Source organism: Pseudomonas sp. A39 (assembly GCF_058145955.1).
In genome coordinates, this window is record NZ_JBYVMD010000038.1 from 46,428 (window position 1) to 64,480 (window position 18,053).

The window sequence follows — 18,053 nt, forward strand, 5'->3', positions numbered from 1 at the left end:
TCCAGCAAGAAGACCTAGGTGATCGGCGCCGGGTTGAACAACGTAATGTCGTTATGCAACTTGTGATGCTCCGCCCACGTTTGCTTCTTGCCGCTGGCCACATCCAGGTAGAAGTGGAACAACTCCCAGCCCAACTCTTCGATGGTCGCGCGCCCGGTGGCAATGCGCCCGGCGTCGATATCGATGAGGTCCGGCCAGCGCTGCGCCAACTCCGTACGGGTCGAGACCTTCACTACCGGCGCCATGGCCAACCCATAAGGCGTGCCACGCCCAGTGGTGAACACGTGCAGGTTCATCCCCGCTGCCAGTTGCAAGGTGCCGCACACAAAGTCGCTGGCCGGCGTGGCGCAAAAGATCAGGCCCTTGCCCTTGAACCGCTCGCCCGGCCCCAGCACGCCGTTGATCGCGCTGCTGCCGGATTTGACGATGGAGCCCAGGGACTTCTCGACAATATTCGACAACCCGCCTTTCTTGTTGCCTGGCGTGGTGTTGGCGCTGCGATCCGCCTCGCCCTTGGCCAGGTAACGGTCGTACCAGTCCATTTCCCGTACCAGCTCCTCGGCAACTTCCTTCGTCTCTGCACGCGAAGTCAGCAGGTAAATGGCATCGCGGACTTCAGTCACTTCGGAAAACATCACCGTCGCCCCGGCCCGTAGCAGCAAATCCGAGGCATAACCCAGCGCCGGGTTGGCGGTGATGCCGGAAAACGCATCACTGCCGCCGCACTGCATGCCCAGGATCAGCTCCGACGCCGGCACGGTTTCCCGGCGGCGCTGGTCGAGCTTCTTCAAGCGCACCTCGGCCAGCGCCATGATCTGCTCGATCATTTCGGTAAACCCGTGGCTGGAATCCTGCAACCGGTACAACCACGGCTCGCTCAGGTCGACGGAGCTGTCGTTGTCGTGCATCACCTGCCCGGCCTGCAATTTCTCGCAGCCCAGGCTGATCACCAAGGCTTCGCCGCCCAGGTTCGGGTTGCGCGCCAGGTTACGCACGGTACGGATCGGGATGTAGGCATCCGTCGCCGTAATCGCCACCCCACAGCCGTAGCTGTGGGTCAGCGCCACCACGTCATCGACGTGGGGGTATTTGGGCAGCAATTCGTCCTTGATGCGCTTGACCGCGTGGTCCAGCACACCGGTAACGCATTGCACCGTGGTGGTGATGCCGAGGATATTGCGCGTGCCCACGGTGCCGTCGGCATTGCGGTAACCCTCGAACGTAAACCCTTCCAGCGGCGCCTGGGTTTCAGGCACCTCGGTGGACAGCGGCAAGCTGTCCAGCGGTGGCGCGGTCGGCATGCGCAGTTGATCTTCCTGGACCCAACTGCCGCGCGGAATCGGCGCCAAGGCGTAACCAATGGTCTGGCCGTAGCGAATAATCTGACCGCCTTCGGGGATATCTTCCAGGGTCACCTTGTGGCTCTGGGGGATGAAATCCACGGTCACCAGGCCGTCCGGGAACTCCGTCCCGGCCGGTACGCCCTGGTCATTGACCACGATCACCACGTTGTCGCGCTCGTGCAAACGAATCGAGCGCGGCGAGTCGGCATGTTCAATCAACTGCATCACACGGCCCCTCAGGAATGCGCTTCGGTTAGGTTGTTCAACTCAGGGCCCTTGGCTGGCGGCTCTTTGAGTACTACACGCTTGATCGGGCCAACGATGACCAGGTAGCTGAACACTGCCACCAGCGCGTTGGCGCCGACGAACACCAGGGCCCATTTGAACGAACCGGTGGTGCTGATGATGTAGCCGATGACAATCGGCGTAGTGATCGAGGCCAGGTTACCGAAGGTGTTAAACAAGCCGCCACTGAGACCGGCGATTTGTTTCGGCGACGTGTCAGACACCACCGCCCAGCCCAGTGCGCCAACGCCTTTGCCGAAGAAAGCCAAGGCCATGAAGCCCACGACCATCCATTCAACATCGACATAGTTACACGCAATGATGCTGCTGGAGACCAGCAAGCCGGCGATGATCGGCGCCTTGCGGGCGAACGTCAGCGAATGGCCCTTGCGCAGCAGGTAGTCGGAAATCACCCCACCCAGCACGCCGCCGATGAAGCCGCAGATCGCCGGCAACGAGGCGATGAAACCGGCCTTGAGGATGGTCATGCCACGGTCCTGCACCAGGTACACCGGGAACCAGGTCAGGAAGAAGTAGGTGATGCCATTGATGCAATACTGGCCCAGGTACACGCCGAGCATCATGCGGTTGGTCAGTAACTGGCGGATGTAATCCCACTTCGGACCGTCGGTTTTCTTACCCTTGCCCTTATCCTGGTCCATATCAACCATCGCGCCATTGGCGGCGATGTGGTTGAGCTCGGCTTCGTTGATCATCGGGTGCTGGCGTGGGCTGTGGATCACTTTCAGCCAGATCAGCGAGAACACGATGCCGATCACGCCCATCACGATAAACACGTGCTGCCAGCCGAAGCGGTAGACGATCCATCCCATCAGCGGTGCAAACAGCACCGTGGCGAAGTACTGCGCCGAGTTGAAGATAGCCGATGCCGTACCGCGCTCGGCCGTCGGGAACCAGGCGGCCACAATGCGTGCGTTACCTGGGAAGGATGGCGCTTCAGCCAGGCCCACCATGAAACGCAGCATAAACAGCGCGACAACCGCAGTGGAGACACCGAACTCACCGACATAGCCTTGCAGCACGGTGAACAGCGACCAGGTGAAAATGCTCAGGGCATAGACTTTTTTCGAACCGAAGCGGTCGAGCAGCCAGCCGCCGGGGATTTGCCCGGCCACGTAGGCCCAACCGAATGCGGAGAAGATATAACCGAGGGTGACCGCGTCGATGCCGAGGTCTTTTTGCAGGCTGGAGCCCGCGATGGCGATGGTGGCCCGGTCGGCGTAGTTGATCGTGGTCACCAGGAACAGCATGAGCAGGATCAAATAGCGGACGTGGGTCGGCTTGGTCGCTTGCATCTAGAAGTACTCCCACTAATTATTTTTTTTGCGGGTAATTGTTTTCTGTTTTTGTTGTGGGTGCCGACCTATGTGGGAGCCGGGCTTACCCGCGATGCAGGCAAGCCCGGCTCCAACATAAAGCGGGTTCCACAGATGTTGCGTGTTACGAACCGATGTAGCTGGTTTTCACCACGGTGTAGAACTCTTGCGCATAGCGACCTTGCTCACGCGAACCATAGGATGAACCCTTACGGCCACCGAACGGAACGTGATAGTCCACACCGGCGGTTGGCAGGTTGACCATCACCATCCCGGCCTGGGAGTGGCGCTTGAAGTGATTGGCGTACTTCAGCGACGTCGTGGCAATGCCCGCCGACAAACCGAACTCGGTGTCATTGGCCATGGCCAGCGCCGCCTCGTAGTCCGCGACGCGCACTACGTTGGCCACTGGGCCGAAGATCTCTTCACGGCTGATGCGCATGGCGGCTTCGCTGTCGGCAAACAGCGTCGGCGCCAGGTAGTAACCTTCGGTATCGCAGGTCACCAGGCCGCCACCGCTGACCAGCCGCGCACCTTCGCTTTGGCCGATGTCGATGTACTTGAGGTCCTGGTCCAACTGGGCCTGGGAAACCACCGGACCGATGTCGGTGCCGCTTTTGAGGGCGTGACCGACCTTGATCGACTTCATGCGCTCAGCCATGGCCGCGACGAACTGGTCGTGGATACCGGCGGTGACGATCAGGCGACTGGACGCCGTGCAACGCTGGCCGGTGGAGTAGAACGCGCTCTGTACGGACAGCTCGACGGCCTGCTTGAGGTCGGCGTCGTCGAGAATGATCTGCGGGTTCTTGCCGCCCATTTCCAACTGCACTTTGGCTTGGCGCGACACGCAGCTGACGGCGATCTGGCGACCGACGCCCACCGAACCGGTGAAGCTGATGCCATCGACTTTCGGGCTGTTGACCAGCACATCACCGACCACACGGCCGCTGCCCATTACCAGGTTGAATACACCGGCAGGGAAACCGGCACGGGAAATGATCTCTGCCAGCGCCCAGGCGCAGCCCGGTACCAGCTCGGCGGGCTTGATCACCACGCAGTTGCCGTAGGCCAGGGCCGGGGCGATTTTCCACGCAGGGATGGCGATCGGGAAGTTCCACGGCGTGATCAAACCGACCACACCCAGGGCTTCGCGGGTGACTTCGACATTGACGCCCGGGCGAACCGATGGCACGTAGTCACCGGACAGGCGCAGGCACTCACCGGCGAAGAACTTGAAGATGTTACCGGCGCGGGTCACTTCGCCAATGGCTTCGGGCAGGGTCTTGCCCTCTTCACGGGCCAGCAGGGTGCCGAGCTCTTCGCGGCGGGCGAGGATTTCGCTGCCGACTTTATCCAAGGCATCGTGGCGAGCCTGGATCCCGGAAGTGGACCAAGCCGGGAACGCGGCGCGGGCAGCATCGATGGCGGTGTTGACTTGAGCAACGTCAGCCTTGGCGTATTCGCCAATGACATCGGACAACTCCGACGGGTTGAGGTTGACGCAATAGTCAGCGCCGGCCACCCACTGGCCATTGATGTAGTTATCAAAACGTTGAGCTTGAGACACGAATCTTCTCCTGACGCAAAAGGCCGCTGATTGCTCAGCGGCCTTGTGGATAATTTATTGCGGACCTTGCTTGTCGATCAGCGCGGCCAGGGCTTCGTATTCTTCCGGCAGCAGATCGGTCAGCGGGGTGCGCACCGGGCCTGCGTCATAGCCGGCGATTTTCGCGCCGGCCTTGACGATGCTCACGGCGTAACCGGCCTTGCGGTTACGGATGTCCAGGTACGGCAGGAAGAAGTCGTCGATGATCTTGCCGACGGTGGCGTGATCGTCGCGGGCAATGGCGTGGTAGAAGTCCATCGCGGTTTTCGGGATGAAGTTGAACACCGCCGAGGAGTACACCGGCACGCCCAGTGCCTTGTAGGCAGCGGCGTAAACCTCTGCAGTCGGCAAGCCACCGAGGTAGCTGAAACGGTCGCCCAGGCGACGACGGATCGACACCATCAACTCGATGTCACCCAGGCCGTCTTTGTAGCCGATCAGGTTCGGGCAGCGCTCGGCCAGGCGTTCCAGCAGGGGCGCCGTCAAGCGGCAAACGTTGCGGTTATAGACCACGACGCCGATCTTGACCGACTTGCACACGGCTTCAACGTGGGCGGCAACACCGTCCTGGCTGGCTTCGGTGAGGTAGTGCGGCAGCAGCAACAGGCCTTTGGCACCCAGGCGCTCGGCCTCTTGGGCGTACTCGATGGCCTGGCGGGTTGCACCGCCGACACCGGCAAGAATCGGCACGCTGGTGGCGCAGGTATCAACGGCGGTTTTCACCACTTGGGAATATTCGCTGGCAGCGAGGGAGAAAAACTCACCGGTACCGCCGGCAGCGAACAGGGCGGTAGCGCCGTAAGGGGCCAGCCATTCCAGGCGCTTGATGTAGCCCGCCTGGTGGAAGTCACCCTGGGCATTGAAATCGGTCACCGGGAAAGACAGCAGACCGTGGGAGAGGATGGACTTCAGTTCTTGTGGATTCATTATTCGAACACCCTGGGCGAAGACTTTCTATTGAAAGGTTGTTGTTGGTTTTGGTGATGTCGTACGTCATCGTACAACTATAAATAATTTCGTCAACTGCAATTCATCGACCGTTCGCAGATGCAGGGGCGGAACACTTCAAAACCGCTGTTCTTGACGTGGGACTTTTTTCCTCTATGCTCGCTAAAGCTGTATATACATACAGCATTTAAGGAAGATTCATACGACATAGCAAGGAGCTAACATGTCAGGTCTTGAACTCGCAGCACCCGAAAAAAAACCGCCCACCCTGCGTTTTGAAGGGGGTGAACACACCGCCATCGGCGATGACACCCTGTTGCGCTTCGTCAAAGATGCCGCGCCGATTCCCGCGCGCCAGATCGAACTGCACCTGCCCAACGGACTGGCGCTGACGTATGGCCAAGTCATCGCCCTGGGCGGCGACTTCTATGGCATTCCTGGCCAGCCCATCAGCGATGGCACCTCCCCTGCCGAACGCGTGCAACGCTTTACCGCAGCCTTCAACTCCCTGGCCGTGCTGCCCGCCGCGCGCGAAGAAGCACACAAGATCCTTGCCGTGATGCAAAAGGAGATTTCTGCGGTCCAGCAGGCGGTCAAGGAGGGAAAGCAGGCCCATGAGGCTTACGACGCGCTGGGCGATACGTTGTCTGGAGAATGGAACCGTATCACCGGCGGAGGCAGCGCAGTGTCGGCGCTGATTCCACTGGGGCGCTATTTGAAGTTGGCGGCGGACAATGCCGACCACTTCGGCGAGTGGGCGCTGTCGGCCTATCTGGCGGGGCATACGGCGGCGTTGCAGCAAGCTGTCGTGGCTCACCAGACCGGCACCGATCAGGCGCTGGAACTGGCGTATGCCATGAACGGTTTTGCTGATCACTTTTTGACCGATCTGTTTTCGGCAGGCCATTTACGTGTGCCGCGCAAACAACTCGCAGCGGTGGTGACACCCGGTGAACTGGGTTCGCTGATCAGCCGTTTCATGCATGACGAAGACAGCAAGTTCGGGCTCAAGGTGCGTAACGCCATGGGCGATCAGTGGCACGCCTATGGGGATAAACGCTACTTCGACGCGATTGATGCGGACAATCGGGTGCAGGTCAAACGTGCGGTGCAGGCTTCGGCGGATGAGGTCTTCGAGACATTTATCAGCGGTGTCGCGCCCTCCCCGGCCAATTTCAAGGCGCCGCTGTATGTTCCGGACCTGAATGCGGCGCAGAACCCGGCGAATAACTTCTCGCCGCTGTTCAAGATGGAGGGAGATAAGGTGCTGCGCCGCAAGGAGGTGAATGACCTGAACGACAAGCACTGGACGAATGATTGGTGGGGGTGGAGTACGTATTTGTTGCTCAAGGATTACAAGCCGAACACCCCGCAGACTTGAGCTAATCAGTGCCCATGTGTGTAAACGCACACATGGGCCCGTTCATCGCCACTGTCAACTCTGACAGTATCGAGAGCCAATAAAACTCCAGTAGCTTGCATTCGACCGCCGGGTTACCTCTGCACGACTCAGAGGCGCTGTCACCTTGGAGGCCATTTACTCATCTTGAAATCAATGAGGCATATCATGGCTACTAAAAAGTGCACCTTTAAATCCCGCTCCAATAAATCAAAAGGGCGAACTCAGAACATTGACGCTGTTGATCTCCCCAATATTGGTGACACCATCCAACTTGACGGTGATCCACCTCTGGAAGTCGTGGGCAAAAACTTCCATATCAACAATGGCGCTGTCGACCAAATCGATTTCGATTTGGCCTAACTAACCCAGCCCCAACCGACAGAATCAACCCCGCTGCGCCTCCGCCTCTTCATGGGCATGGCGCAGCCGCTCCCGACTATTCGTCAAATGCAACCGCATCGCCGCCCGCGCCGCATCCGAATCCTGACGCGCAATCGCCTCGTAAATCTCTTCATGCTCACGACTCAAGCGCCCCATGTAGTGCTGCTGGTCGTCATGGGCCAAGCGCGCCGAGTTCAGGCGGGTACGCGGAATGATGCTCGTGCCCAGGTGGGTCATGATGTCGGTGAAGTAGCGGTTGCCGGTGGACAGCGCAATTTCCAGGTGGAACGCAAAGTCGGATGCCACCGCATCGCCGGCGTGGGCCGCGCTCTCATTCAGGGCATCGAGCGCCGCACGCATGGCGGCCAATTGTTCATCGTTGCGGCGCAACGCGGCGAGGCCGGCGGACTCCACTTCCAGGCTGATCCGCAGCTCCAGAATCGCCAGCACATCGCGCAGGGTAACGACCGTGGCCGGATCGATGCGAAAGCCGCTCGGGCTTGGCGTGTCGAGCACAAAAGTGCCGATACCATGGCGGGTTTCTACCTGTCCCGCCGCCTGCAGACGTGAGATAGCCTCCCGCACCACCGTGCGGCTGACCCCATGGGCGTCCATGATCGCCGACTCGGTGGGCAGCTTATCGCCCCGCTTGAGTTGGCCGTCACGGATCTGCTCGGACAACACCGTGACCAATTCCTGGGCAAGGCTGCGGCGCTTGCGGGGAAGACGAGGGGCGGTGTTGGCGTTTTCCATGATGAATCATCTTTCTCGTTGAGCTTGAACACGCATCATAGCCTATGGTGGTTGTACGATCACCGTCCGGGCACGACTTTCATCCCTATCCTGCGCGCAAAAAAATGCCCCGACACAGGTCGAGGCATTTTTTCGGCCTACCCGAAGGTCAAGCCCATCATTTCACCACCTTCAGGCTCGGCCGGCCGCTAGGGCGCGGTGGCTCGGAATCCGGTGGTGGCAAATCATCACCCGCTTCGCTTTCGATCGCTTCATCTTCCTCGAAAGGCGACTCCAGATCGAACACCATGCCTTGACCATTCTCCCGGGCATAAATGCCGAGGATGGCGCCAATCGGCACGTACAGCGTATGCGGCACACCGCCGAAACGCCCTTCGAAGCTCACCGCTTCATTGTCCATGTGCAGGTGACGCACCGCACTGGGTGATACGTTCAGCACAATCTGCCCATCACTGGAAAAACCCTCCGGCACCTGAACCGCAGGAAATTCGGAATTGACCAGCATGTGCGGGGTGCAATCGTTGTCCACAATCCACTCATAGAGCGCGCGGACCAGGTAGGGTCGACTGGAGTTCATCAGCGGCTCCTTAAGCCTTAGCGCATATCGCGTTCGACGCCAGACAGACTCGCCTGGAAAGCCTCACGCGCAAACTGGCGCTCCATGTAATCAAGCAGCGGCTTGGCCGGCCGCGGCAGTTCAATACCGAGAATCGGCAAGCGCCAGAGTATCGGTAATAGGCAGCAATCCACCAAGCTTTGTTCCTCACTGAGGAAAAAAGGTTTATCCGCGAACAACGGCGAAACGCCGGTCAGGCTCTCGCGCAATTCCTTACGCGCCTGCACCCGAACAGCTTCTTTTGTACGCGAATCCAGAATCGAATCCACCAACCCGCACCAGTCACGCTGGATCCGATGGATCAGCAGTCGGCTGTTGGCACGCGCCACCGGGTACACCGGCAGCAAAGGCGGATGCGGATAACGCTCATCCAGGTATTCCATCACCACGGTTGACTCCCACAACGCCAGGTCACGATCGACCAGGGTGGGCAAGCTGCCGTAAGGGTTCACTTCGATCAGTTTCGGCGGATGACGACCCACTTCCACACTGATGATCTCGGCGCTGACACCCTTCTCTGCGAGCACGATGCGTACTCGGTGGGAATAGTGGTCGGCGGGGTCGGAGTAACAGGCCAACCGGTTGGTCACGCCCATGGCGGTCCTCCTCGCTTGTTGAAATTATCGAAAGCTCAAAAACGAGCGCGCCCAGGGAGCATCCCTGTAACGCCTGGTAGAACCAGACCGCTACGTAGTCAGAGATGCCGCTGGGCGCGCAAGATTAACAGCAATTGCTTACGGTTGGATCAATGCACATCCTTCCAGTATTCGCGTTTGAGCAGATAGGCGAATACGAAGAAGAAGGCCAGGTACAGCAACACATACGTACCGATGCGCTGATGCTGCAGTTTGACCGGGTTGGCAGAGTAGGCCAGGAAGGTCACAAGGTTCTTGACCTTCTCGTCGAACTGCTCGTCCGTCAACGAACCTGGGGTTTCTATCTTCAGTTGATCGCACGCTTCATGAGTCAAAGGTGTGCCGGTCAACGGATCGTATTGCTTCTTGCCGTCTTCAACGACCTGGATCTGCTTGCATCCTACCACTTGCTTGCCTTGCAGGCCGACCAGAACGTTAGGCATGCCGACATTCGGGAACACACGGTTGTTCACGCCATAAGGGCGCGCCGGGTCCTCGTAGAAGGATTTCAGGTAGCCGTAGAGCCAGTCGGTGCCGCGTACACGTGCCACCAGAGTCAAGTCAGGCGGTGCTGCGCCGAACCAGGTCTTGGCGTCGGCAGGCTTCATGCCGATGTTCATGTGGTCGCCGATCTTGGCACCGGTGAACACCAGCTTCTCCAGCATCATTTCATGGGGGATACCGAGGTCATCGGCCACCCGCTCGTAACGCTGGAACTTGGCGCTGTGGCAGCCCATGCAATAGTTGGCGAACGTACGCGCGCCGTCTTGCATAGCCGCCTTGTCAGACACGTCGATATCGACTTTTTCCAGTTCCGGGCCGCCGTGCTCGGCAGCGAAGGACAGTAGCGGCAGGGCCGCAAGCATCAATGCAACGAATAACTTTTTCATCAGCCAGTCACCCTTTCCGGAACCGGTTTGGTCTTCTCGAGCCGGGTGTAGAACGGCATCAGAATGAAGTAGGCGAAGTACAGGAAGGTGCAGACCTGCGACAACAACGTACGCTCCGGGGTCGGCGCCAATACGCCCAGCACGCCCAGGATCACGAACGCAATGCAGAACACCCACAGCCAGATCTTGCTCAGCCAGCCTTTGTAGCGCATGGACTTGACCGGGCTGCGGTCGAGCCAAGGCAACACGAACAGCACCGCAATGGCCGCGCCCATGGCGATCACGCCCATGAGCTTGTCGGGGATTGCGCGCAAGATCGCGTAGAACGGCGTGAAATACCAGACCGGGGCAATGTGCTCAGGCGTCTTGAAGGCGTTGGCTTGTTCGAAGTTCGGCTTCTCGAGGAAATAACCGCCCATCTCCGGGAAAAAGAACACGATCGAGCAGAACACGAACAGGAACACCACCACGCCGACAATGTCTTTCACGGTGTAGTAAGGGTGGAACGGAATGCCATCCAGCGGGATGCCGTTTTCGTCCTTGTGCTTCTTGATGTCGACGCCGTCGGGGTTGTTGGAACCCACTTCGTGCAGGGCCAGGATGTGCAGCACTACCAGGCCGAGGATCACGATTGGCAAGGCCACCACGTGCAGGGCGAAGAAGCGGTTCAGGGTGATGCCGGAGATCAGGTAGTCACCACGGATCCACTGGGTCAGGTCGTTGCCGATCACCGGGATCGCACCGAACAGCGAGATGATCACCTGGGCGCCCCAGTACGACATCTGGCCCCACGGCAGCAGGTAGCCCATGAAGGCTTCCGCCATCAGCGCCAGGTAGATCAGCATGCCGAACACCCACACCAGCTCGCGGGGCTTCTGGTACGAGCCGTAGAGCAGGCCACGGAACATGTGCAGGTAGACGACGATAAAGAACGCCGACGCGCCGGTGGAGTGCAGCAGGCGCAGGATCGAGCCGTACTCGACGTCACGCATGATGTACTCGACGGAGGCAAACGCCTCTTCCGCCGACGGTGTATAGCTCATCGTCAACCACACCCCGGTGACGATCTGGTTGACCAGCACCAGCAGTGCCAGGGAGCCGAAGAAGTAGAAGAAGTTGAAGTTCTTCGGCGCGTAATATTTGCTGAGATGGTCTTCCCACATTTTTGTGGCGGGGAAGCGCGCATCCACCCAATCCATGAACTTGCTCATCACGCGTTCTCCTTGTCGAGGCCAATGACAATGATGTCGTCAGATTCGTAGTTGTGCGGAGGAACCGGCAAGTTCAACGGAGCAGGCTGGGACTTGTAGACACGGCCGGCGAGGTCGTAGTGGGAGCCGTGGCAGGGGCAGAAGTAACCGCCGACCCAGTCCTTGCCCAGATCGACCGGGGCCACTTCCGGGCGAAAGGTAGGCGAGCAACCCAGGTGGGTACAAAGACCGACCAGCAGCAGGATCTCTGGCTTGATCGAACGCACTTCGTTCTTGGCGTAGGCGGGCTGGTCGGAATTCTCAGATTTGGGGTCAGACAGCTGGCCTTCGATCTTTTTCAGATTCCCCAGGATTTCCTCGGTACGACGAACAATGAAGACCGGCTGACCGCGCCATTCAGCAATCATCTGCTGCCCTGGCTCGATCTTGCTGATATTCACCTTCACCGGTGCACCTGCGGCTTTCGCCTTGGCACTGGGAAACCATGACCCCACGAACGGGACCGCAGCCCCCACCGCTCCTGCAGCACCCACCACGGATGTGGCTGCTACCAAGAAGCGACGCCGGCCTGCATTCACGCCGTCATTGCTCATTCAGTCCTCTCCCATCAGCTTTTTTGGCCTGTTAAATCAGGCGTCTACTAAGTGTTGAATCTTTACTTATAAAAATTTTGCCGAATGGTAATGAAAAGCCCCACGTATGACAAGGGAATTGCCCTGAGCTCAGCCTCCAGGCCTTGTAGTATAGGGGGTCTACGGATGTGGCAAGTTGTCACGGCGAAATTTGTGTATAAATCGCAGGCAATAAAAAACGCCCAGCTCCGTGAGGAGGCTGGGCGTTTTTGTGGAACGTAAAGCGAATTAACGCTTCGAGTACTGCGGACGCTTACGCGCTTTACGCAGACCGACTTTCTTACGTTCAACTTCACGGGCATCACGAGTCACGAAGCCAGCTTTGCGCAGAGCGCCACGCAGGGTTTCGTCGTACTGCATCAGAGCGCGAGTGATACCGTGGCGGATTGCGCCAGCTTGACCACTTACACCGCCACCGATAACGGTGACGTAGATGTCGAACTTTTCAACTGTCTCGGTCAGTTCCAGCGGCTGACGAACTACCATGCGGGCAGTTTCGCGGCCGAAGAAGTTGTCCAGAGTGCGGTTGTTGATCGAGATGTTACCAGTGCCCGGACGCAGGAAAACGCGTGCGGTTGCGGTTTTGCGACGGCCAGTGCCGTAATTTTGAGTCGCCGACATAATGAACTATTCCGTTAAAACTTCAGTTCTTGGGGCTGCTGAGCAGCATGAGGGTGTACAGCGCCCGCATAGACTTTCAGCTTGCGAAACATATCGCGACCCAGTGGGCCCTTAGGCAGCATGCCTTTGACCGCGATTTCGATCGGGGCTTCAGGCTTCTTGGCAATCAGGCCTTCGAAATTGGAAGACTTGATACCGCCTGGGAAACCGGAGTGACGGTAGTACATTTTGTCGCTTGCTTTGTTGCCGGTTACACGAACCTGCTCAGCGTTGATGATCACGATGTAGTCACCGGTGTCAACGTGAGGGGTGTACTCAGGCTTGTGCTTGCCACGCAGACGGCTGGCGACTTCAGTGGCCAGACGACCCAGGGTCTGACCAGCGGCGTCGACGACAAACCAGTCGCGCTGAACTGTTTCCGGTTTTGCAGTAAAAGTTGTCATTCTTTAATAGCCTCAGGGGCCGCCCTGTAAATTAGACGGCGGATCTTACTGAATAGTGCGTACTTTGACAAGTCAAAGGCAGCCGGATACAGACGCTATCGGGGGCTCGGGTCGGCGCGTCCGTTCAACGGCAAGATTCTTCGGCAGGCGGCGCATCACTTCCACTGCAGAAAGAGGTGGGCAATTATGCAGATTGCGAAAAAAAATTCAACCTGCTTTTATGATTGTTTTCCCCGAAGGAGTACCCGATGGATTATCGACAGCTGGGCCGCACCGATCTGAACGTGAGCGCGATCGCCTTGGGCACCATGACCTGGGGCGAGCAGAACAGCGAGGCAGAGGCCTTCGCACAGATCGAACGGGCCAAGGCCGCCGGCATCAACTTCCTCGATACCGCGGAAATGTACCCAGTGCCGCCCAAGGCCGACACCTACGCCACCACCGAACGCTATATCGGCAATTACTTCAAAAGCCGTGGCGACCGCGCCGACTGGATCCTCGCCAGCAAGATCGCCGGCCCCGGCAACACCATCGACTACATCCGCGATGGTCACCTGCGCCACAACCGCAAACACATCGTCGAAGCCCTGGATGCCAGCCTCAAACGCCTGCAAACCGACTGGATCGATCTCTACCAGCTGCACTGGCCGGAGCGCAGCACCAACTTTTTCGGTCAACTGAGCTACAAGCACAAGGACGAAGACGACCTCACTCCGTTTGAGGAAACCCTCGAAGCACTGGATGAGCAAGTGAAGGCCGGCAAAATCCGCCACATTGGCCTGTCCAACGAGACCCCGTGGGGCACCATGAAATTCCTGGCCCTGGCCGAAGCCCGTGGCTGGTCACGCGCGGTGTCGATCCAGAACCCCTACAACCTGCTCAACCGCAGTTTTGAAGTGGGCCTGGCGGAAATCGCGATTCGTGAGCAATGCGGCCTGCTGGCGTATTCGCCCCTGGCATTCGGCATGCTCAGCGGCAAGTACGAAGGTGGCGCGCGCCCGGCCAAGGCACGCCTGACCGAGTACAGCCGTTTCAGCCGCTACTTCAACCCGCAGTCGGAGGCGGCGTGCAGCCGTTACGTGGCACTGGCGCGCGAGCACGGCCTGGACCCGGCGCAGATGGCATTGGCGTTTGTGACACAACAGCCGTTCGTGACCAGCAACATTATTGGCGCAACGTCACTGGAGCAACTGGACAGCAACATCGCCAGTGCTGACCTGAAGCTGTCGAAGGAAGTGCTGGAAGGGATTGAGGCGATTCAGAAGGATCATCCGAATCCTGCGCCTTGATTGACCTGTAGACCGCTGTCGGGGGCAAGCCCCCTCCCACACGTGGAATGCATGCCAATGTGGGAGGGGGCTTGCCCCCGATGACGCACTCAAGACCCGCAAAAATCAAAGCGCCCGCGCAATAATCTCCTTCATGATTTCATTGGTCCCCGCATAAATCCGCTGCACCCGCGCATCCGCCCACGCCCGCGCAATCGGGTATTCCCACATGAAGCCGTAGCCGCCGTGCAACTGCACGCATTCGTCGAGCACCTTGCACTGCAGGTCCGTGGCCCAGTACTTGGCCATCGCCGCCGTGGGCACGTCCAGCTTGCCCTCCAGGTGCAACGCCATGCACTTGTCCACGAACACCCGACCGATCTGAATCTCGGTGGCCATCTCCGCCAACTTGAAGCGAGTGTTCTGGAAGTCGGCAATCGCCTTGCCGAACGCCTTGCGCTCGCGGGTGTATTCCAGGGTCCACGCCAGCGCCGCCTCGGCTGATGACAACGCGCCGATCGCCACCGTCAGGCGCTCCTGGGGCAACTCCTGCATCAGATAGGCAAACCCCATTCCCGCCTGGCCCAGCAGGTTTTCCTTGGGCACCCGTACATCCTGAAAGAACAGCTCCGAGGTGTCCTGGGCCTTCATACCCACCTTCTCCAGGCGTTTGCCCTTGTCGAAGCCCGGCGTGTCGGCCTCTACCAGGAACAGGCTGGTGCCCTTGGCGCCCGCCTTGGGATCGGTCTTGGCCACCACGATCACCAACTCGGCCAGGTAGCCGTTGGTGATAAACGTCTTGGAGCCATTGATCACATACTCATCGCCGTCCAGCACCGCCGTGGTCTTGACCCCTTGCAGATCGGAACCAGCTCCCGGCTCGGTCATGGCAATGGCCGTGACCATCTCGCCGGAGATCAGCTTGGGCAGGTATTTGTGCTTCAGCGCCTCACTGCCGTAATGCAGGATGTACGGCGCAACAATGTCCGAGTGCAGGGAAAAACCGATGCCGGTCAGGCCCAGCCGGCTGATCTCTTCGATCACCACCGCGCTGTACAGAAAGTCCGCACCGAGCCCGCCATAGGCTTCCGGCAGGTGGGAGCACAACATGCCCGCCTCCCCCGCCTTGCTCCACAGACTGCGGTCGATATAGCCCTGTTTCTCCCATTGCCCGTGGAACGGCGCGGCGTCTTTTTCCAGGAAGGTGCGCACGCTCTCGCGGAAGAGTTCGTGTTCCGGACTGAACAAGGTTCTGGGAATCATGGGTCACCTGCGTGGATTGTCGGACAAAGACGAGCCCACAGAGACTATGCCCCGAAGGCATCACAGGACACTGGACACATGCGACAAAAAATAAGACGATCCAGCCGTCTGGTGACCACTTTCCCCTATAAGAATAAATGAAATTATGTCTAACCAAATCTCCACGCCGTTGCGGCGCGTCAGCATTTTGGCCATTGATCGGGTATTTGCTTCAACCCTCATGCAAGCCAAGGATTTCTTCCACCTCGCCAGCCTGCGTTACGGCAAGCAACAAGGCCTGGGCCTCACCCCGGCATTCGAAACACGCCTGGTCAGCCCCGACGGGCAATCGGTGTGCAGCTTCAGTGATGTAATCATGCCGGTGGATGGCGGCCTGGAAGACGCCGACATCATTGTGTTGCCGGCCTTCTGGGATGACTTCGACGCCTTGTGCACGCGCTACCCGCAGGTGCTGCCGTGGTTGCGCGAACAGCACGCACGCGGTGCGGTGTTATGCGGCGAAGCCACCGGGGTGTTCTGGCTGGCCGAAGCCGGCCTGCTCGACGGCAAGGAGGCGACCACCTACTGGCGCTTCTTCAACGCCTTCAGCGAACGCTTTCCCAAGGTGCAGCTCAACCAGGACAAGCACCTCACCGACGCCGACAACCTGTATTGCGCCGGCGGCACCACGTCGGCGTGCGACCTCTACATCTACCTGATCGAACGTTTCTGCGGCGCCAACATTGCCCAGGCCGTGGCCCGCGACATTCTCTACGAGGTGCAGCGCAGCTACTCACCTGGACGCATTGGGTTTGGCGGGCAGAAGCTGCATCAGGATGTGATTATCCTGCAGATCCAGCACTGGCTCGAAGAGCACTTCGCCGACAAGTTCCGCTTCGAAGACGTGGCCAGGGAACACGGCATGAGCATCCGCAACTTCATGCGCCGCTTCCAGACCGCCACCGGTGATAAGCCACTGCATTATCTGCAACGCCTGCGCATCGAAACGGCCAAGGGCTTGCTCTCGGGCAGCCGCAAGAGCATCAAGACCATCAGTTATGAGGTGGGGTATGACGATGCGAGCTTCTTTGCGCGGCTGTTCAGGCAGCACACGGAGTTGTCGCCTAACCAGTACCGGCAGCAGTTTCAGCAGGCTGCCTGAAATAAAGGTGGAAAAGGGCGTGTTGTGGTGAGTGGGGCTTGTCCCCCGAAGGGTTCACCGCAGACCCAATGGGGCTGCTCCGCAGCCCAGCGCGGGACAAGCCCGCTCACCACAAAAAGCCCCCACATTTGATCTGCGTAGTGCTTAGGGCTTGTGTCCACGCGACAGGAACTCGTGGGACTGCATCTCCAGCAAGCGGCTCAACGTGCGCTGGAACTCGAAGTTCAGGCGGCCGCCGGTGTACAGGTCCTTGAGCTCGACTTCCGCCGAGATGATCAGCTTGACGTTACGGTCGTAGAACTCGTCGACCATGTTGATGAAACGTCGCGCGATGTCGTCGGTGGTAACGCTCATCTGCTCCACGCCGCTCAGGATCACTGCGTGGAAGATCTTGCCCAGTTCGATGTAGTCGTTCTGGCTACGCGGGCCGTCGCACAGTTGGCGGAACTCGAACCAGGCCACGTCATCGCAGGTGCGCAGCGCGATGATTTCGCGGTTCTCGATCATCAGCTTGTCGTTTTCCACCGCCTGGGTGCATTCCGGCGTGAGGGCGCGGAAGCTCTTTTTCAGGCTTTCGTGGGCCGCCTCATTCAGCGGAAAGTGGAACAGCTCCGCTTGCTCCAGGTGACGCAGGCGGTAGTCGACGCCGCTGTCGACGTTGACGATCTCGGTGTTCTGCTTGATCAGCGCGATGGCCGGCAGGAAGCGCGCGCGTTGCAGGCCGTCCTTGTACAAGCCGTCGGGTACGATGTTCGAGGTGGCGACCAGGGTCACGCCGTTCTTGAACAGTTCTTCCATCAGGGTGCCGAGGATCATGGCGTCGGTGATGTCGGAGACGAAGAACTCATCGAAGCAGATCACTCGCGCTTCATCGGAGAAACGCTTGGCGATGATGGTCAGCGGGTTTTTCTCGCCCGGCAGGGTCTTCATCTCTTCGTGCACGCGCTTCATGAAGCGGTGGAAGTGCGTGCGCACCTTTTCCTTGAACGGCAGCGCTTCAAAGAAGGTGTCGACCAGGTAAGTCTTGCCGCGGCCGACGCCGCCCCAGAAGTACAAGCCTTTGACCGGCGTGTGGTCTTTCTTGCCAAACAGCTTGCTGAACATGCCTGGCTTGCTCTGCGAGGCCGCGACCAAGTCGTCGTACAGGCGCTGCAAATGACGCACCGCCGTTTCCTGGGCTGCGTCATGGAAGAATTCAGGGCGTTTCAGATCAGCTTGATATCGTTCTAGGGGCGTCATAATTCGTTAGCAAGGCAACAAAAACGGGCCGTCACT

At 59.1% G+C, this 18,053-nt stretch carries 18 protein-coding genes; 4 read left to right on the forward strand and 14 right to left on the reverse strand.

What is annotated here, in order from left to right:
- Nucleotides 1–14 precede the first annotated feature (14 nt).
- From garD to kdgD, 4 genes are all read right to left on the reverse strand, one after another.
- Nucleotides 15–1,568 carry a galactarate dehydratase gene (gene garD, locus AC3ZU9_RS24215; RefSeq protein ID WP_043204782.1) on the reverse strand — a complete coding sequence of 518 codons (1,554 nt, stop codon included), beginning with the start codon at nt 1,566–1,568 and terminating at the stop codon, nt 15–17.
- A gap of 11 nt (nt 1,569–1,579) precedes the next feature.
- A complete protein-coding gene (locus AC3ZU9_RS24220; RefSeq protein ID WP_012722212.1) occupies nt 1,580–2,944 on the reverse strand; it encodes an MFS transporter in 1,365 nt (454 codons plus the stop codon).
- 145 nt (nt 2,945–3,089) lie between these two features.
- Complete coding sequence (locus tag AC3ZU9_RS24225; RefSeq protein WP_012722211.1) at nt 3,090–4,535, reverse strand: aldehyde dehydrogenase family protein; 1,446 nt, start codon at nt 4,533–4,535, stop codon at nt 3,090–3,092.
- A gap of 54 nt (nt 4,536–4,589) precedes the next feature.
- Nucleotides 4,590–5,501, reverse strand: coding sequence for a 5-dehydro-4-deoxyglucarate dehydratase (gene kdgD, locus AC3ZU9_RS24230; RefSeq protein ID WP_012722210.1), 912 nt, complete (start codon nt 5,499–5,501; stop codon nt 4,590–4,592).
- Between the two features lie 244 nt (nt 5,502–5,745).
- On the opposite strand from kdgD, the gene AC3ZU9_RS24235 reads away from it, so the two are divergent.
- Both AC3ZU9_RS24235 and AC3ZU9_RS24240 read left to right on the forward strand, forming a co-directional pair.
- Nucleotides 5,746–6,903: a phospholipase gene (locus tag AC3ZU9_RS24235; RefSeq protein WP_093542196.1), complete on the forward strand. Its 1,158-nt coding sequence runs from the start codon at nt 5,746–5,748 to the stop codon at nt 6,901–6,903.
- A gap of 186 nt (nt 6,904–7,089) precedes the next feature.
- Nucleotides 7,090–7,284 (forward strand): hypothetical protein, encoded by a 195-nt coding sequence (locus AC3ZU9_RS24240; protein ID WP_102061581.1) that lies wholly within the window; start codon nt 7,090–7,092, stop codon nt 7,282–7,284.
- Nucleotides 7,285–7,308: 24 nt separating this feature from the next.
- Here the strand turns inward: AC3ZU9_RS24240 and AC3ZU9_RS24245 are convergent, their stop codons facing one another.
- The 8 genes from AC3ZU9_RS24245 to rplM form a co-directional block, all read right to left on the reverse strand.
- Nucleotides 7,309–8,058 (reverse strand): FadR/GntR family transcriptional regulator, encoded by a 750-nt coding sequence (locus AC3ZU9_RS24245; protein ID WP_012722208.1) that lies wholly within the window; start codon nt 8,056–8,058, stop codon nt 7,309–7,311.
- Nucleotides 8,059–8,215: 157 nt separating this feature from the next.
- Nucleotides 8,216–8,635: a ClpXP protease specificity-enhancing factor gene (locus AC3ZU9_RS24250; protein ID WP_012722207.1), complete on the reverse strand. Its 420-nt coding sequence runs from the start codon at nt 8,633–8,635 to the stop codon at nt 8,216–8,218.
- Between the two features lie 17 nt (nt 8,636–8,652).
- Nucleotides 8,653–9,270, reverse strand: coding sequence for a glutathione S-transferase N-terminal domain-containing protein (locus AC3ZU9_RS24255; RefSeq protein WP_012722206.1), 618 nt, complete (start codon nt 9,268–9,270; stop codon nt 8,653–8,655).
- A 149-nt stretch (nt 9,271–9,419) separates the two neighbouring features.
- Nucleotides 9,420–10,199 carry a cytochrome c1 gene (locus AC3ZU9_RS24260; protein WP_012722205.1) on the reverse strand — a complete coding sequence of 260 codons (780 nt, stop codon included), beginning with the start codon at nt 10,197–10,199 and terminating at the stop codon, nt 9,420–9,422.
- Complete coding sequence (locus AC3ZU9_RS24265) at nt 10,199–11,410, reverse strand: cytochrome b (RefSeq protein ID WP_003171746.1); 1,212 nt, start codon at nt 11,408–11,410, stop codon at nt 10,199–10,201. The genes AC3ZU9_RS24260 and AC3ZU9_RS24265 overlap by 1 nt, the downstream gene beginning before the upstream one ends.
- Complete coding sequence (gene petA / locus AC3ZU9_RS24270) at nt 11,410–12,003, reverse strand: ubiquinol-cytochrome c reductase iron-sulfur subunit (protein WP_012722203.1); 594 nt, start codon at nt 12,001–12,003, stop codon at nt 11,410–11,412. The genes AC3ZU9_RS24265 and petA overlap by 1 nt, the downstream gene beginning before the upstream one ends.
- Before the next feature lie 267 nt (nt 12,004–12,270).
- Nucleotides 12,271–12,663, reverse strand: a complete 393-nt coding sequence (gene rpsI / locus AC3ZU9_RS24275; protein ID WP_003171743.1) for a 30S ribosomal protein S9 — start codon at nt 12,661–12,663, stop codon at nt 12,271–12,273.
- A gap of 14 nt (nt 12,664–12,677) precedes the next feature.
- Nucleotides 12,678–13,106: a 50S ribosomal protein L13 gene (gene rplM, locus AC3ZU9_RS24280; RefSeq protein ID WP_003188508.1), complete on the reverse strand. Its 429-nt coding sequence runs from the start codon at nt 13,104–13,106 to the stop codon at nt 12,678–12,680.
- A 248-nt stretch (nt 13,107–13,354) separates the two neighbouring features.
- On the opposite strand from rplM, the gene AC3ZU9_RS24285 reads away from it, so the two are divergent.
- Nucleotides 13,355–14,395, forward strand: coding sequence for an NADP(H)-dependent aldo-keto reductase (locus tag AC3ZU9_RS24285; RefSeq protein WP_490091446.1), 1,041 nt, complete (start codon nt 13,355–13,357; stop codon nt 14,393–14,395).
- A 105-nt stretch (nt 14,396–14,500) separates the two neighbouring features.
- Here the strand turns inward: AC3ZU9_RS24285 and AC3ZU9_RS24290 are convergent, their stop codons facing one another.
- Nucleotides 14,501–15,637: an acyl-CoA dehydrogenase family protein gene (locus AC3ZU9_RS24290; protein WP_012722201.1), complete on the reverse strand. Its 1,137-nt coding sequence runs from the start codon at nt 15,635–15,637 to the stop codon at nt 14,501–14,503.
- 220 nt (nt 15,638–15,857) lie between these two features.
- Between AC3ZU9_RS24290 and AC3ZU9_RS24295 the strand changes: the two genes are divergently transcribed.
- Entirely contained in the window at nt 15,858–16,778 is a 921-nt protein-coding gene (locus AC3ZU9_RS24295; RefSeq protein ID WP_175538057.1) for a GlxA family transcriptional regulator, read from the forward strand.
- 144 nt (nt 16,779–16,922) lie between these two features.
- Here the strand turns inward: AC3ZU9_RS24295 and zapE are convergent, their stop codons facing one another.
- Nucleotides 16,923–18,017 (reverse strand): cell division protein ZapE, encoded by a 1,095-nt coding sequence (gene zapE / locus AC3ZU9_RS24300; RefSeq protein ID WP_012722199.1) that lies wholly within the window; start codon nt 18,015–18,017, stop codon nt 16,923–16,925.
- Between the last annotated feature and the right edge of the window lie 36 nt (nt 18,018–18,053).